The sequence below is a fragment of the Streptococcus sp. 2018WUSS126 genome (assembly GCF_044427425.1).
GTDB classification, from domain to species: Bacteria; Bacillota; Bacilli; order Lactobacillales; family Streptococcaceae; genus Streptococcus; species Streptococcus hashimotonensis.
In genome coordinates this window covers 1-14,817 of record NZ_JAOTGB010000015.1, presented here as the reverse complement: position 1 = coordinate 14,817, position 14,817 = coordinate 1, and the positions used below count along the sequence as shown (strand labels likewise).

14 protein-coding genes are annotated in these 14,817 nt (G+C 37.2%); all 14 read left to right on the top strand.

The genetic code is table 11. The annotated features are described in order from the left end of the window. The first annotated feature begins 52 nt into the window (after positions 1–52). The 14 genes from ODU34_RS06745 to ODU34_RS06680 all read left to right on the top strand — a co-directional run bounded on the left by ODU34_RS06745 (position 53) and on the right by ODU34_RS06680 (position 14,413). Positions 53–934, top strand: a complete 882-nt coding sequence (locus tag ODU34_RS06745; protein WP_105147666.1) for a diacylglycerol kinase family protein — start codon at positions 53–55, stop codon at positions 932–934. A 9-nt stretch (positions 935–943) separates the two neighbouring features. Continuing rightward, on the top strand, positions 944–1,147 hold the full coding sequence (locus tag ODU34_RS06740) for a DUF951 domain-containing protein (RefSeq protein ID WP_029171245.1): 204 nt from the start codon (positions 944–946) through the stop codon (positions 1,145–1,147). Between the two features lie 103 nt (positions 1,148–1,250). Further along, positions 1,251–1,610, top strand: a complete 360-nt coding sequence (locus ODU34_RS06735) for a helix-turn-helix domain-containing protein (RefSeq protein ID WP_029179657.1) — start codon at positions 1,251–1,253, stop codon at positions 1,608–1,610. An 83-nt stretch (positions 1,611–1,693) separates the two neighbouring features. Next, complete coding sequence (gene ychF / locus ODU34_RS06730) at positions 1,694–2,809, top strand: redox-regulated ATPase YchF (RefSeq protein WP_014637241.1); 1,116 nt, start codon at positions 1,694–1,696, stop codon at positions 2,807–2,809. A 538-nt stretch (positions 2,810–3,347) separates the two neighbouring features. Then, on the top strand, positions 3,348–3,917 hold the full coding sequence (gene pth / locus ODU34_RS06725) for an aminoacyl-tRNA hydrolase (protein ID WP_105178913.1): 570 nt from the start codon (positions 3,348–3,350) through the stop codon (positions 3,915–3,917). Next, positions 3,917–7,411 (top strand): transcription-repair coupling factor, encoded by a 3,495-nt coding sequence (mfd, locus tag ODU34_RS06720; RefSeq protein WP_136647390.1) that lies wholly within the window; start codon positions 3,917–3,919, stop codon positions 7,409–7,411. Before pth ends, mfd begins: the two co-directional genes overlap by 1 nt. Positions 7,412–7,460: 49 nt before the next feature. Beyond that, entirely contained in the window at positions 7,461–7,733 is a 273-nt protein-coding gene (locus ODU34_RS06715; protein ID WP_004194330.1) for an RNA-binding S4 domain-containing protein, read from the top strand. Beyond that, positions 7,720–8,088, top strand: coding sequence for a septum formation initiator family protein (locus ODU34_RS06710; protein WP_004194327.1), 369 nt, complete (start codon positions 7,720–7,722; stop codon positions 8,086–8,088). The genes ODU34_RS06715 and ODU34_RS06710 overlap by 14 nt, the downstream gene beginning before the upstream one ends. Next, positions 8,085–8,198, top strand: a complete 114-nt coding sequence (locus ODU34_RS06705; protein WP_105142890.1) for an SP_0009 family protein — start codon at positions 8,085–8,087, stop codon at positions 8,196–8,198. Before ODU34_RS06710 ends, ODU34_RS06705 begins: the two co-directional genes overlap by 4 nt. Positions 8,199–8,210: 12 nt before the next feature. Continuing rightward, on the top strand, positions 8,211–9,491 hold the full coding sequence (locus ODU34_RS06700; RefSeq protein WP_105178915.1) for a serine hydrolase: 1,281 nt from the start codon (positions 8,211–8,213) through the stop codon (positions 9,489–9,491). Then, on the top strand, positions 9,492–10,760 hold the full coding sequence (gene tilS, locus ODU34_RS06695) for a tRNA lysidine(34) synthetase TilS (protein ID WP_105178916.1): 1,269 nt from the start codon (positions 9,492–9,494) through the stop codon (positions 10,758–10,760). A 7-nt stretch (positions 10,761–10,767) separates the two neighbouring features. After that, complete coding sequence (gene hpt, locus ODU34_RS06690) at positions 10,768–11,310, top strand: hypoxanthine phosphoribosyltransferase (RefSeq protein ID WP_012775463.1); 543 nt, start codon at positions 10,768–10,770, stop codon at positions 11,308–11,310. A 21-nt stretch (positions 11,311–11,331) separates the two neighbouring features. Continuing rightward, positions 11,332–13,305 carry an ATP-dependent zinc metalloprotease FtsH gene (ftsH, locus tag ODU34_RS06685; RefSeq protein ID WP_024407779.1) on the top strand — a complete coding sequence of 658 codons (1,974 nt, stop codon included), beginning with the start codon at positions 11,332–11,334 and terminating at the stop codon, positions 13,303–13,305. Between the two features lie 637 nt (positions 13,306–13,942). Beyond that, a complete protein-coding gene (locus ODU34_RS06680) occupies positions 13,943–14,413 on the top strand; it encodes a sigma-70 family RNA polymerase sigma factor (RefSeq protein ID WP_105178917.1) in 471 nt (156 codons plus the stop codon). Positions 14,414–14,817: the final 404 nt, after the last annotated feature.

Genomic DNA, 14,817 nt, shown 5'->3' with positions numbered 1-14,817 from the left:
TACTAAAAAATAGCACCTAGCTTATTTTTATATATTTAGTGATGGGGAATAAATGACGTTATATATATTAGCTAATCCTAATGCTGGTAGTCATACTGCTGAACACATCATATTCAAAATAAAAGAAAGTTATCCACAGCTTGCAGTTAACATTTTTATGACAGTTGGGCCTGAGGATGAAAAAAGTCAAATAGAGGCTATTTTAAAGGAGTTTGTCAGTAGTGAAGACCAATTAATGATTTTAGGCGGAGACGGCACCCTATCTAAAGCCTTGCGTTTTTGGCCAGCTAGTCTACCGTTTGCTTATTATCCAACAGGATCTGGAAATGATTTTGCAAAAGCAATGAATATAACATCGCTCTATAGAAGTGTAGATGCCATTTTAGAGGGAAAAACAAGTCGGATATATGTTTTAAACAGTTCACACGGAACGGTTGTAAACAGTATGGATTTTGGCTTTGCAGCTCAAGTTATCAATGGTTCAACGAATTCAATTTTGAAAAAAATTCTGAACAAGGTAAAACTTGGGAGGTTAACTTATCTATTCTTTGGTATTAAAACATTATTTTCAAAACAAGCTATAAACTTAGAATTAACTCTTGATGGAAAATCTTATCAGTTAGGTAATCTCTTTTTTATTTCTGTAGCAAATAGTCTTTATTTTGGTGGAGGAATCATGATATGGCCAACAGCAAGTGCTAAAAAGAAGGAAGTAGATATTGTTTACTTCAAAAATGGAAATTTCTACCAACGTCTACAATCATTGTTAGCCTTATTAACGAAGAGGCATGAATCTTCTCATACAATTCAGCATTTAACAGGGGTAGATGTAGTTTTAAAATCAAAAGAAAAATTATTATTGCAAATAGATGGAGAGATATGCACTGCAAATGAGGTAACGTTAACCTATCAGGAAAGAAGTATGTATCTTTAAGGAGGAAGTATGTATCAATTAGGATCCTTTGTCGAAATGAAAAAGCCTCATGCCTGTGTCATCAAATCGACCGGCAAGAAGGCCAATAAATGGGAAGTCATCCGTCTAGGAGCGGATATCAAAATCCGCTGTACCAACTGTGACCATGTAGTCATGATGAGCCGGCATGATTTTGAACGAAAAATGCAACAAGTGCTGCCTAGTGAAACCTAGTTGACAGTTTGCAACTGCTGGTTGCGAATTTTTCCTAAAAAGTGCTAGTCAACTGTTCCTTTCTAAACTATAATAGACTTATAAAAAAGAGGAGGAAATGATCATGAATCAGTTAGCACAGCAAATTCGAGTTTTACGCACAGCCAATAACCTATCCCAAGATGAGTTGGCAGAGAAACTCTATATTTCCCGTCAGGCTGTTTCCAAGTGGGAAAATGGTGAAGCAACGCCAGATATCGACAAACTGGTCCAGCTGGCAGAAATTTTTGGTGTCAGTCTGGATTATCTGGTTTTAGGAAAAGAACCTGAGAAGGAAATTGTGGTGGAACAACGAGGAAAAATGAATGTTTGGGAATACTTGAACGAAGAATCCAAACGACCTCTTACAAGAGGAGATGTTGTCGTTCTCATTTTTCTTGCAGTTATGCTTTTAGGTGGATTATTTATTCAGCATTATTTTTAACGAAGCTTGCTAATCGGCAAGCTTTTTCTCTTATTTTCTGCTATAATAGTCATGATTGAATTTTTAATTGGAGAGTAAAAAACATGGCTTTAACAGCAGGAATCGTCGGTTTGCCAAACGTTGGTAAATCAACCCTATTTAACGCAATTACAAAGGCAGGAGCTGAGGCTGCAAACTACCCTTTCGCGACCATTGATCCAAACGTCGGCATGGTAGAAGTGCCTGATGAGCGTTTGCAGAAGTTGACAGAACTCATCACTCCTAAAAAGACAGTTCCAACCACTTTTGAATTTACCGATATTGCTGGTATCGTAAAAGGTGCCTCTAAAGGTGAAGGGCTTGGAAATAAATTCTTGGCCAATATCCGCGAAGTTGATGCCATTGTCCATGTGGTGCGTGCATTTGACGATGAAAATGTTATGCGTGAACAAGGCCGTGAAGATGCCTTTGTTGATCCTATCGCAGATATTGATACTATTAACCTAGAATTGATTTTGGCGGACCTAGAGAGCATCAACAAGCGTTATGCGCGTGTAGAAAAAATGGCCCGTACACAAAAAGACAAGGATTCTGTCGCAGAATTTGCAGTCCTTGAAAAAATCAAACCAGTCCTAGAAGATGGAAAATCTGCTCGTACAGTTGACTTCACAGATGAAGAACAAAAAATCGTTAAGCAACTCTTCCTCTTGACCACCAAGCCAGTCCTCTATGTTGCCAATGTCGATGAAGACAAGGTAGCAGATCCTGAGTCTATCAGTTATGTTCAGCAAATCCGTGACTTTGCAGCAACAGAAAATGCAGAAGTGGTAGTGATTTCTGCGCGTGCTGAAGAAGAAATTTCAGAACTAGACGATGAAGACAAGGGTGAGTTTTTGGAAGCCCTCGGCTTGACAGAATCTGGTGTGGACAAATTAACACGTGCAGCCTATCACTTGCTTGGTCTAGGCACCTACTTTACAGCAGGAGAGAAGGAAGTTCGTGCTTGGACCTTCAAACGTGGTATGAAAGCTCCTCAATGTGCTGGCATCATCCACTCAGACTTCGAAAAAGGCTTTATCCGTGCCGTAACCATGTCCTATGATGATTTGATTCAATACGGATCTGAGAAAGCTGTTAAGGAAGCAGGACGCCTCCGTGAAGAAGGAAAAGAATATGTCGTTCAAGACGGGGACATCATGGAGTTCCGCTTTAACGTATAATAGACAATCAGGTTGGAATGCATTTTCCAGCCTTTTGGTATTTCTAGTCGTTTAGTTTGCTTTTAGTACTAGGCAACGAACCGTAGGCAGTACTAGAGTACGACAAGATGAGTTCAAATAATTTCATAATTATTTGAATCTGGAAATAGGGAGTGGGAAAGAACTCAACCATTCATAGAAGAGTTCGTCAACAAGTCTTTATTTCTAGTTGTTGAGCTGAAACAGTCTATTCCCAGACTGTTTCACTCCCACCCCCCGCACAGCTCAAACTGTCTGGGAGACAGTTTGAGGTTGGAGATAAGGCGAACTTTGTTTCGCAACAGTCGTAATGGTTAGATTTGGAGTGTAAAACACGAATTGCAGAGATTTGCTTCGCAAATCTTATCTCCAACCTTTAACAGTCCACTGGACTGTTAAACCCAATCAACCACTGCGCTGAGATGTTGACACTAACTTTGAGAAGCGGTTCTGGGCTTTTTGCCCAGCCTCCGTTCGTTGAAGTAATAAAAGATAAACTAAGTGACGATAAGGAGAAAAAATGACACGATTGATTATAGGCCTAGGAAATCCTGGGGATCGCTATTTTGAAACTAAGCACAATGTCGGCTTTATGTTGCTAGATAAGATTGCCAAGCGTGAAAATGTAACTTTTAGTCACGATAAGATTTTCCAAGCAGACATTGCCACAACCTTTATTGACGGTGAAAAAATCTATCTAGTAAAGCCAACGACCTTCATGAACGAATCAGGCAAGGCTGTCCATGCCCTGATGACCTATTATGGTCTAGATGAGACAGATATTTTGGTGGCTTACGATGACTTGGACATGGCTGTTGGGAAAATCCGTTTTCGTCAAAAGGGTTCAGCTGGTGGCCACAATGGGATTAAATCCATTGTCAACCACATTGGAACACAAGAATTTGACCGCATTAAGATAGGTATTGGACGACCAAAAGGAAAAATGAGTGTTGTCAACCACGTCTTATCAGGATTTGACACAGAAGACCGTATTGAAATCGACTTAGCACTTGATAAACTTGACAAGGCTGTCAACTTTTATCTGGAAGAGGACGATTTTGATAGCATCATGAGAAAGTTTAACGGATAATGAATATACTAGATCTTCTTCACAAAAATAAGCAAATCAATCAGTGGCAGTCTGGCTTAAACAAGTCAGCTCGCCAACTATTATTAGGACTCACTGGAACCAGTAAGTCATTAGTCATGGCGACTGCCTATGATTGTTTGGCTGAAAAGATTATGATTGTGACTGCTACTCAAAATGATGCTGAGAAATTAGTTGCAGATTTAACAGCCATCGTTGGAAGTGAGAATGTTTACAACTTTTTTACAGATGATAGTCCTATTGCCGAGTTTGTTTTTGCATCAAAAGAACGGACTCAATCAAGGATTGACAGTTTAAATTTCTTGACAGATTCTACTAGTTCAGGAATTTTAGTTGCTAGTATGGCTGCTTGTCGGGTCTTATTGCCGAGTCCTGAGACTTATAAAGGTTCTAAAATAAAGCTTGAAGTTGGTCAAGAAATAGAAGTTGAAAATCTTGTAAAGAAACTTGTCAATATAGGTTATAAAAAAGTTTCTCGTGTTTTAACACAAGGGGAATTTAGCCAACGTGGGGATATTCTAGATATTTTTGATATGCAAGCGGCATCTCCCTGCCGTTTAGAATTCTTTGGGGATGAAATTGATGGCATCCGTATTTTTGATGTAGATAGTCAAAAGTCTTTAGAGAATCTCGAACAAATCAGTTTGTCACCAGCATCAGATATTATTTTATCGTCTACTGACTATGAGCGGGCTAGTCAGAAAATCCAAATCTCTATTGACCAATCTAGAAGTGGGGAGCAGCAGTCTTATTTACGAGAAGTCGTGACAGATATGCAAACGGAATATCGTCATCCCGATTTACGAAAATTTCTATCATTTTTATATGAACAATCTTGGACATTGTTGGATTATTTGCCAAAGGGTTCTCCCTTATTTTTAGATGATTTTCATAAAATTACTGACAAGCAGGCTCAATTTGAAAAAGAATCGGCAGAGTTATTGACAGATGATTTACAAAAGGGGAAATCAGTGTCAAGTTTGCACTATTTTGCATCTACCTATTCGGAGTTAAGAAAATACAAACCTGCCACCTTCTTTTCAAGTTTTCAAAAAGGTTTAGGCAATGTAAAGTTTGATGCTCTCTATCAATTCACACAGTATCCTATGCAGGAATTTTTCCACCAGATTCCACTGTTAAAAGATGAATTGACTCGGTATGCGAAGTCAAACAATACCGTTGTTATTCAAGCGAGTTCTGATGTAAGTTTACAGACTTTACAGAAAACTTTACAAGAGTATGATATCCATCTTCCAGTACATGCAGCAGATAAGTTAGTAGAAGGTCAGCAACAGGTTACGATTGGTCAGTTAGCTTCAGGTTTTCATTTGATGGATGAGAAACTAGTTTTCATCACTGAAAAAGAGATTTTCAATAAGAAAATGAAGCGTAAGACACGTAGAACCAATATTTCTAACGCTGAACGTATTAAGGACTATAGTGAATTAGCAGTTGGTGACTATGTTGTTCACCATGTTCATGGTATCGGTCAATACTTAGGAATTGAGACTATTGAAATTTCAGGCATTCATCGTGATTATTTAACGGTTCAATATCAAAACTCAGATCGCATTTCTATTCCTGTAGAACAAATTGATCTTCTCTCCAAATACTTAGCGTCTGATGGGAAAGCTCCAAAAGTTAATAAACTAAACGATGGTCGGTTCCAACGAACCAAGCAAAAAGTTCAGAAGCAAGTGGAGGATATTGCAGATGATTTGATTAAGCTTTATGCGGAGCGTAGTCAACTGAAAGGCTTTGCCTTTTCACCAGATGATGAGAATCAGGTTGAGTTTGACAACTACTTTACACATGTGGAAACCGACGACCAACTTCGTTCCATTGATGAAATCAAACAAGATATGGAAAAAGACTCTCCAATGGATCGTTTGCTGGTAGGGGATGTTGGCTTTGGTAAGACAGAGGTAGCTATGCGTGCTGCTTTCAAAGCTGTCAATGATGGCAAGCAAGTAGCTATTCTTGTTCCTACGACTGTTTTAGCCCAGCAACACTACGCTAATTTCCAAGAACGGTTTGCAGAATTTCCTGTTAATGTTGATGTTATGAGTCGTTTTAAAACAAAGGCAGAGCAGGAAAAAACACTTGAGAAGTTGAAAAAAGGCCAAGTTGACATCTTGATTGGTACCCATCGCCTTCTATCAAAAGATGTTGTTTTTGCTGATTTAGGTTTACTGGTTATTGACGAAGAGCAACGGTTTGGTGTCAAGCATAAGGAACACTTGAAGGAACTGAAAAAGAAAATAGATGTCCTAACCCTAACTGCAACTCCAATTCCTCGGACATTGCAAATGTCCATGTTGGGAATCCGTGACTTATCAGTAATTGAGACTCCACCGACAAATCGCTATCCTGTCCAAACTTATGTGATGGAAACAAATCCTTCGGTTATCCGAGATGCAATGCTTCGTGAGATAGATCGCGGAGGTCAGGTTTACTATCTTTACAATAAAGTTGACACAATCGAACAGAAAGTGTCTGAATTAAAAGAATTGGTTCCAGAAGCTACTATCGGATACGTCCATGGACAAATGTCGGAGATCCAATTAGAAAATACTCTCTATGCCTTTGTAGAGGGTGAGTATGATATTCTGGTGACCACAACAATCATCGAAACAGGTGTTGATATTCCAAATGCGAATACCCTCTTTATTGAAAATGCCGATCACATGGGACTGTCAACTCTCTATCAACTTCGAGGACGTGTTGGCCGTTCCAGTCGGATTGCCTATGCCTATCTCATGTACCGTCCAGACAAGTCCCTGACAGAAGTAGCTGAAAAACGTTTGGAGGCAATCAAGGGCTTTACAGAACTAGGATCGGGTTTCAAGATTGCCATGCAAGATTTGTCTATCCGTGGAGCTGGAAATATTTTGGGCGCTGCCCAGTCAGGATTTATTGATTCTGTAGGGTATGAACTGTATTCACAATTGCTGGAGCAAGCCATCTTGGAAAAACAAGGTAAGGCAGCCCAACGTCAGAAAAGCAACACTGAGGTCAACCTACAGATTGACGCCTATCTACCAAGTGACTATATTGCTGATCAGCGACAAAAAATTGAAATTTACAAGCGTATAAAGAATATTGACAGTCGTGTCAACTATCAAGAATTACAAGAAGAATTGATAGACCGTTTTGGAGAGTATCCTGATGTAGTAGCCTACTTACTGGAAATCGGTCTATTGAAGTCATTTTTAGACCAAGTTTTCTGTCATACAGTTCTTAGACGACAACATCAAGTGACAGTAACATTCGAACCTATGGCTGGTCAAATTTTCCTAACGCAAGATTACTTTGAAGCTTTATCTGTGACAAATTTGAAAGCTCAGATAACGGAAAATAAAGGAAAACTAGCTGTTGTGTTTAACATTCAACAGAAAAAAGAATATGAAATATTAGAGGAATTGATTTCTTTTGCCGAAAAATTAAAAGAAATTAAAGCAAGGAAGGCAGAATAAATTTCTCAAATACCTTGAAAAATGGTAAAATAGTGAACTGAGGTAAAGTATGAGACTAGATAAATATTTGAAAGTATCCCGCATTATCAAGCGTCGAACAGTTGCGAAGGAAGTTGCCGATAAAGGACGAATAAAAGTCAATGGGATTTTGGCGAAATCTTCAACAGATTTAAAAGTAAATGATCAGGTTGAAATCCAATTTGGTAATAAACTACTCACTGTAAAAGTACTTGAGATGAAAGATTCGACTAAAAAAGAAGACGCACTGAAAATGTATGAAATTATCAGTGAAAAAAGGATAGAAAAAGATGAAGAAATCTAAAATTCTACAACTGAATAATGCCTTTATTCAGTCGGAGCGTAAAAAAACTCAGCATCAATTGGCAGAACGCCAACAAAAAAATCGTTTTATGGGTGCAATTCTCATTCTAGTTATCTTTCTTTTTATGTTGCCTGCCTACAATCTTGTTGGGACTTACACTAATATTCAGCAGCAGGAAAAGAAACTTGCTGAATTGGAAAAAAATTACGAAGAATTGACCAAAGAACAGAAGCAGGAAGCAGAGATGGTTGCAAAATTGAAAAATGAGGAATACGCAGCAAAGTATGTTCGGGCTAAGTATCAATACTCTAAAGAAGGGGAATTTGTCTACAATATTCCAGGGTTACCAAAATGACCGAATCTATTTTTAAAATTGTAGAGCAATTTTTACAGCATTCTGATGAAAAATTAGAAGAGTTGAAGCAAAAGAATAGAGAATTAAAGTTAGAAGAAAATGAATCGTAGAAAGGAGGGAGTATGCAGAAAAAACTGCTCGTATGGTTATTGCCAGTTTTATTTGGATGGCAGGTGGTCGATAGTACAGAAATACCATTTGAACTCACAGCGCAAGAAGAATACGAATTGACTCATACTATCTATGACCAGTATTTTCAAACTATCCCTCAAAACCCAAATGTTTTTCAAACTGAGAATCTTTATTCGGATGAAGAACTGACTATAGCAGGTGGACAATTACAGCCGAACCAACATTTTTCTATTACGGATGTTCTAGTCAATAGCAAAAAAGAATTGGTTTTCCAAATAGATGACAAGGGTTATATTCTTGCAAGTAGGCATCTACTATTTGATGATGTAATTGTTACAGAAACTACTGTAGAGCAGACTTATTGGACAAAAAAAGGTTTCACATTGTTAACCTCACCAATTGCTAACGAAGCTACGGAAATAAAAAATGATTTACAACCCTATCAAGCTATTATGGTTTCTAAAATCGTAACAACTTCCCTAGGTGAGTTTGCCTATGTTACAGATAAAGGTTGGATTGCAGTAAATAATCTTTCTAAAACGGATAATAGAGTAGAAGCCGTTCAAGAGTTGTTGACTAACAAATATTCCAAAGATACTATTGGTATATATGTGAAACAATTGTCAACAGGTCAAACTGCAGGTGTAAATCAAGAGAAACTATTCTATTCTGCCAGCATTGCTAAACTACCAATTCTTTATTACGTTCAAGAGCAACTGAATGCTGGGTATATTGATTTGACTACTGAAGTGAAATATACAGCCGAATCTATGTCCTTCCCAGGAGCTTATGTTGCTGGAGGAAGTGGTTCACTGTCAAAAACTCCTGACAACAAAGATTATTCAGTGGAAGAATTAATCAATAAGACTGCTAAAGAGTCAGATAATGTAGCTAGTAACTTACTTTCTTATTATGTAGCTAATAAATTCGATTCCAATTTTTATCAAGTAATAACTGCCAAAACAGGTAGTGAGTGGAGTATGGTTACACGTGAAACTTCAGCTGAGATCGCAGGGAAAATGATGGAAGCCTTATATATTCAAAATGGCTATGTGCTAGAAAGTTTGTTATCTACTCAATTTGATAATCAACGTATTTCGAAAGACATCTCAGTTCCAGTTGCTCATAAAATTGGCGATGCAGATGATGTCAAACACGATGTAGCGATTGTTTACGCAGGATCTCCTTTTGTTTTATCTATTTTTACAGATAAATCAAATTATGATGAGATTACACAAATTGCAAATGATATTTACGGGATTTTAAAGTAAATGAAAGATAGATTTTTAAAAGTGACACAGGATGGTCACTTTTTTGATAAACATAAGAAAGTACTAGTAGCCGTATCCGGTGGGGTAGATTCTATGAACCTATTCCATCTTTTATACGAATGCAAACAAGTGTTAGGGATTGAACTTGGAATTGCCCATATTAATCATGGACAGAGGGAAGAATCTGTCATTGAGGAAAAATATCTTAAACAGTTAGCAGAAGAAAGTAATGTTCCCTTTTATCTGTCCTATTTTGAAGGTGTTTTTTCAGAAGAAGCGGCGCGAAAATGGCGTTATGGATTTTTTGCTACAATCATGGAGAAGGAAGGCTACACTGCACTAGTGACAGCCCATCATGCAGATGATCAAGCAGAAACTGTCTTTATGCGATTGATTAGAGGAGGGCGTTTACGTCACTTATCAGCAATTCAACCGACTCAGCCTTTTGCAACAGGAGAACTTATTCGACCACTTTTATCTTTTAAAAAGGCAGATTTTGATAAGCTATTTCATTTTGAAGATTGCAGCAATGCAGATTTCAAATATTTTCGAAATAGAGTCAGAAATGGCTATTTACCAAAGTTAAAACAGGAAAATCCTAAAATCGAACTTGCTCTCAATAATCTTGCAGTTGATACAAATAATCTATTTCAAGCGCTAAGAGATTTGACACAGGATTTATCCGTTACAGATGTGATGAGTTTTCAACAACAGACACCTGCGGTACAAAGTTATCTATTAGAGGAATATTTGGAAAAATTTCCTGATTTACAGCTCTCTCGTCCACAATTTAATGAAGTATTACACATATTGCGTTCAAAAGCTAACTACTATCATTTATTGAAAAATGATTACATGTTAGAGAAGGATTATCATCGTTTTCAAATTTATAAAATAGGACCAGAGACGGATAGTCAACCAGAAAAAATCATGATAAAATCAGAGGGGATTTTTTCTTACGGTTCATATATTTTTTCTCTCAATCATCCTTTGGAAGAAGCGGATAGTATTTTATATTTTCCTACAGAAAATCCAATTGTAGTGAGGAGAAGGCAGGCTGGGGATACCATTTTAATAAACGGAGTAAATAAAAAACTCCGCCGTTGGTTTATTGATAATAAAATCTCACAGAAAGTTCGACAAAATGCGCTTATTATCGAGCAGGATGGAGAAATTTATGGAATTACGAATCTTGTTAGCAGTGATTTGAGTAAATCAGTAAAAAATGATATAATCAAAGCTACCTTATATATAAAAATGAAAGAGTAGAACAACTATGTTGGACAAAGATATTAAGAAAATTCTTGTTTCAGAAGAAGAAATCGTTGCAAAATGCAAAGAACTCGGTCAAATTCTAGCAACAGACTATGCAGATAAGAATCCTATTCTTGTAGGAATTTTAAAAGGTTCTATCCCATTTATGGCAGAATTAATGAAACATATTGATGCCCATGTAGAAACAGATTATATGGTTGTTTCTAGCTACCATGGTGGTACTGAGAGTTGCGGTACCGTTAAGATTATCAAGGATTTGGACAATAGTGTTGCAGGTCGACATATCATCTTTGTAGAGGATATTATTGACACTGGTCGCACATTAAAAGAATTGAAAGAACTCTTTGCTTTGCGTCAGGCAGCTTCTATTAAAATTGCCACTCTTCTTGATAAACCAGAAGGTCGTGTTGTTGAAATCGAGCCAGACTACACTTGCTTTACTATTCCAAATGAATTTGTAGTTGGATTTGGCTTAGATTATGATGAAAATTATCGTAATCTTCCTTATGTTGGTGTACTCAAAGAGGAAGTTTACACAAAATAGAAAAAGGTCTCCTACTATATTATGAACAATCAACCAAATAAAGGATTTATAAAAAATCCTTTTCTCATTATTCTCGTTATTGCCACTATTGTTACAGCCTTTCAATTTTTTAACGCTGGTCAGCAAGTAGCAACTCAAGAAATCAGTTATTCACAAGTAGTAACTGAATTGAAAAATAATAATGTATCTGAAATTACTTATCAACCAAATTCAAGTGTTATTGAAATTACTGGTAAGTACAAAACAGAACAGGAAGCTAAAGATGAGTTAGCTTCATCTATTAAGTTATTCCAAGTTTCTAGCAAAGTTAAGTATAAAAACTTTAAGTCACTAATTTTACCGTCAGAAACGAATTTGTCAGAGCTACAAGCGCTTGCAAATGAAAATGGAGTAAAGGTTACTATTAAACCTGAAAGTTCAAATGGACTTTGGTTAAATATCGTCTTTAATTTGTTACCGCTTATCATTGCTGGTGTATTCTTCATGATGATGATGAACCAGGGTGGCGGTGGAGCACGTGGTGCAATGAACTTTGGACGGAATAAAGCTAAAGCTTTGGAACAAAGTAACATCAAGGTACGTTTCTCAGATGTAGCAGGTGCAGAGGAAGAAAAACAAGAATTAGTTGAAGTTGTTGAATTTTTGAAAGATCCAAAACGCTTTACTAAACTTGGAGCACGTATTCCAGCAGGTGTGCTACTAGAGGGTCCTCCAGGAACAGGTAAAACCTTGCTTGCCAAAGCAGTAGCAGGTGAAGCGGGTGTGCCATTCTTCTCCATTTCTGGTTCAGATTTTGTTGAAATGTTTGTTGGTGTTGGTGCCAGCCGTGTTCGTTCATTATTTGAAGATGCAAAAAAAGCAGCACCAGCCATTATTTTCATCGATGAAATCGATGCTGTCGGTCGCCAACGTGGTGTCGGCATGGGTGGCGGCAACGATGAACGTGAACAAACCCTCAACCAACTCTTAATTGAAATGGATGGTTTTGAAGGGAACGAAGGGATCATTGTCATTGCCGCAACCAACCGTAGTGATGTTTTAGATCCTGCCCTTCTTCGTCCAGGTCGTTTTGACCGTAAAGTATTGGTTGGTCGTCCGGATGTTAAGGGACGTGAAGCAATACTTAAAGTTCATGCGAAGAATAAACCACTAGCAGCAGATGTAGATTTGAAATTAGTAGCACAACAAACACCAGGATTTGTTGGTGCAGATTTAGAGAATGTTCTTAACGAAGCAGCCCTTGTAGCTGCACGTCGAAACAAGACTGTCATTGATGCTTCAGATATTGATGAAGCAGAAGATCGTGTTATTGCAGGTCCATCTAAGAAAGACCGTCAAGTTTCAGCCAAAGAACGCGAAATCGTTGCCTACCATGAAGCAGGTCATACAATTGTTGGTCTCGTACTATCAAATGCACGTGAAGTTCACAAAGTAACAATTGTTCCCCGCGGTCGCGCAGGTGGATACATGATTGCCCTCCCTAAAGAAGATCAAATGCTTCTATCTAAAGAAGATATGAAGGAGCAATTGGCTGGTCTTATGGGTGGTCGTGTTGCGGAAGAAATTATTTTCAATACCCAAACAACCGGTGCCTCAAATGACTTTGAACAAGCTACACAGATGGCACGTGCCATGGTTGCAGAATATGGTATGAGTGAAAAAATGGGACCAATGCAGTATGAAGGCAGTCATGCAATGTTTGGTGGACAAACAACTCAAAAACATATTTCTGAGCAAACTGCATATGAGTTAGATAATGAAGTAAGAGATTTGCTAAATGAGGCTCGTAATAAAGCTGCAGATATTATTCAATCAAACCGTGATACACACAAACTGATTGCAGAAGCACTGCTCAAATACGAAACTCTTGATAGTGTTCAAATTAAATCTCTGTATGAAACAGGCAAAATGCCAGAGAATATTGAACACGATGACGAAGATGTTCATCCCCTTTCTTATGAAGAAGTAAAAGAGAAAATTAATACGAAAGAGTAGTATAAAAATACTCTGGGCAAGACATTCCATAACGGATCTGCCCTCACTCTCAACCACTAAAATAACCACCAAGCCTTCGCTAAGTACATAATCTTGGCGAAGGCTTTTTTTACATGCTACACATCAGAAACAGGGTATTTATACTCATTTAAAATCAAAAATAGCCACCTACCACTCAAAGTGGATATGGAGCGTTTCGATTTTGTTATTTTTTTAGAAGAAAACAGCTACTTGAAATCCACAATCCTCAACTCAAACTTATAAATTAAAATTTCACATGTTATAAGTAGCTTAGACTTGCTATTTTTGATTTTTATTGAGTATTACAAGAAGAACGAATCAATAGTTATTTATCACAATCTTAGAAATATACAAATATAGTTTTAAACAGCTAGACCTTTAGACATAGACATGATTCTCTCAAGCCATACTGGTAGTAGAGCTAAGAAATGAGGAACCAAAAACCAATATAATAATTCCCTTCTGGAGCAGAATGCAATGTTTTTCATAGAGTATCAATAGCAAATGTACTTTAAAAAAAGAAAAATCAAATAAAGTATGAAGCTAGACAAAAATGTCCTGTAGAAAGGCAGCACTTTTCGATAAACTTAAACCATCAACAAAAGGAGATTAAGTAATGGACTTCGAAAAAGTGTATGCAAGCGTCAAAGGTATTGTAAACAAGGCTCGAAAAGAGTTTTACATTAAACTATGGGATCGAGATGATTGGGAACAAGAAGGAATGATGACCTTGTTTGAATTGTTGGAAGATCAACCGTGGCTAGTTGATGAACAAGTTCAATTATATTGTTATTTCAAAGTCAAGTTCAGAAATCGAATCAAGGATCGTATCCGCAAACAGGAAAGTCAAAAACGCAAGTTTGACCGTATACCACATGAAGATATTCACGAATTATCTCACGCAATACAATCACCGGGATTGATAAACGATGAACTATTAATGTTGAGAGGTGCCTTGAGAGATTATCGAAAAAATCTGAGCAATGATCAACTTGATAAATACGAAAAATTAATTAGCGGACAATGTTTTAATGGTCGTCGTGAAATGATACGTGATTTACAAATTCATTTGAAAGACTTTCGCTAAAGCTAGTCACTAACATTATGTTAATCAAATTAAGAAATTGGGCAGAAGTATCATAAAAAGTTCTGTTCAGTTTCTTTTTATATAGGTTATAGCAAAGAGAAGAAGGAATGGGAAAAAAAACAAATTTCAAGTTGAAATTAGCCAATAGTAACCTAAGTGCCTGATTGACTGATTCAGCGATATTATTTGGAATTAACCTTATGCTTTAGTATCTACATAGAACTTTCAGGTAAATTCTCAAAGTAAGTTCTAGTTCCCGTCCTTCCAGAAGTTACTTTGAGAAAACTGCATAACACCAACAGAATTTAGTCTCAGACTAAGTTCTGTTTTTGCCTAAAGCTGCAGATTCAAGGAATTTTTAGGGTTGAAAATGTTGAAAAAAAGAGTACACTAAAGTTACTGGC

Bases quoted from the DNA above. Each gene is read 5' to 3' on its own strand.
- ODU34_RS06745 (WP_105147666.1), top strand. From the start codon at position 53: ATGACGTTATATATATTAGCTAATCCTAATGCTGGTAGTCATACTGCT.
- ODU34_RS06740 (WP_029171245.1), top strand. From the start codon at position 944: ATGTATCAATTAGGATCCTTTGTCGAAATGAAAAAGCCTCATGCCTGT.
- ODU34_RS06735 (WP_029179657.1), top strand. From the start codon at position 1,251: ATGAATCAGTTAGCACAGCAAATTCGAGTTTTACGCACAGCCAATAAC.
- ychF (WP_014637241.1), top strand. From the start codon at position 1,694: ATGGCTTTAACAGCAGGAATCGTCGGTTTGCCAAACGTTGGTAAATCA.
- pth (WP_105178913.1), top strand. From the start codon at position 3,348: ATGACACGATTGATTATAGGCCTAGGAAATCCTGGGGATCGCTATTTT.
- mfd (WP_136647390.1), top strand. From the start codon at position 3,917: ATGAATATACTAGATCTTCTTCACAAAAATAAGCAAATCAATCAGTGG.
- ODU34_RS06715 (WP_004194330.1), top strand. From the start codon at position 7,461: ATGAGACTAGATAAATATTTGAAAGTATCCCGCATTATCAAGCGTCGA.
- ODU34_RS06710 (WP_004194327.1), top strand. From the start codon at position 7,720: ATGAAGAAATCTAAAATTCTACAACTGAATAATGCCTTTATTCAGTCG.
- ODU34_RS06705 (WP_105142890.1), top strand. From the start codon at position 8,085: ATGACCGAATCTATTTTTAAAATTGTAGAGCAATTTTTACAGCATTCT.
- ODU34_RS06700 (WP_105178915.1), top strand. From the start codon at position 8,211: ATGCAGAAAAAACTGCTCGTATGGTTATTGCCAGTTTTATTTGGATGG.
- tilS (WP_105178916.1), top strand. From the start codon at position 9,492: ATGAAAGATAGATTTTTAAAAGTGACACAGGATGGTCACTTTTTTGAT.
- hpt (WP_012775463.1), top strand. From the start codon at position 10,768: ATGTTGGACAAAGATATTAAGAAAATTCTTGTTTCAGAAGAAGAAATC.
- ftsH (WP_024407779.1), top strand. From the start codon at position 11,332: ATGAACAATCAACCAAATAAAGGATTTATAAAAAATCCTTTTCTCATT.
- ODU34_RS06680 (WP_105178917.1), top strand. From the start codon at position 13,943: ATGGACTTCGAAAAAGTGTATGCAAGCGTCAAAGGTATTGTAAACAAG.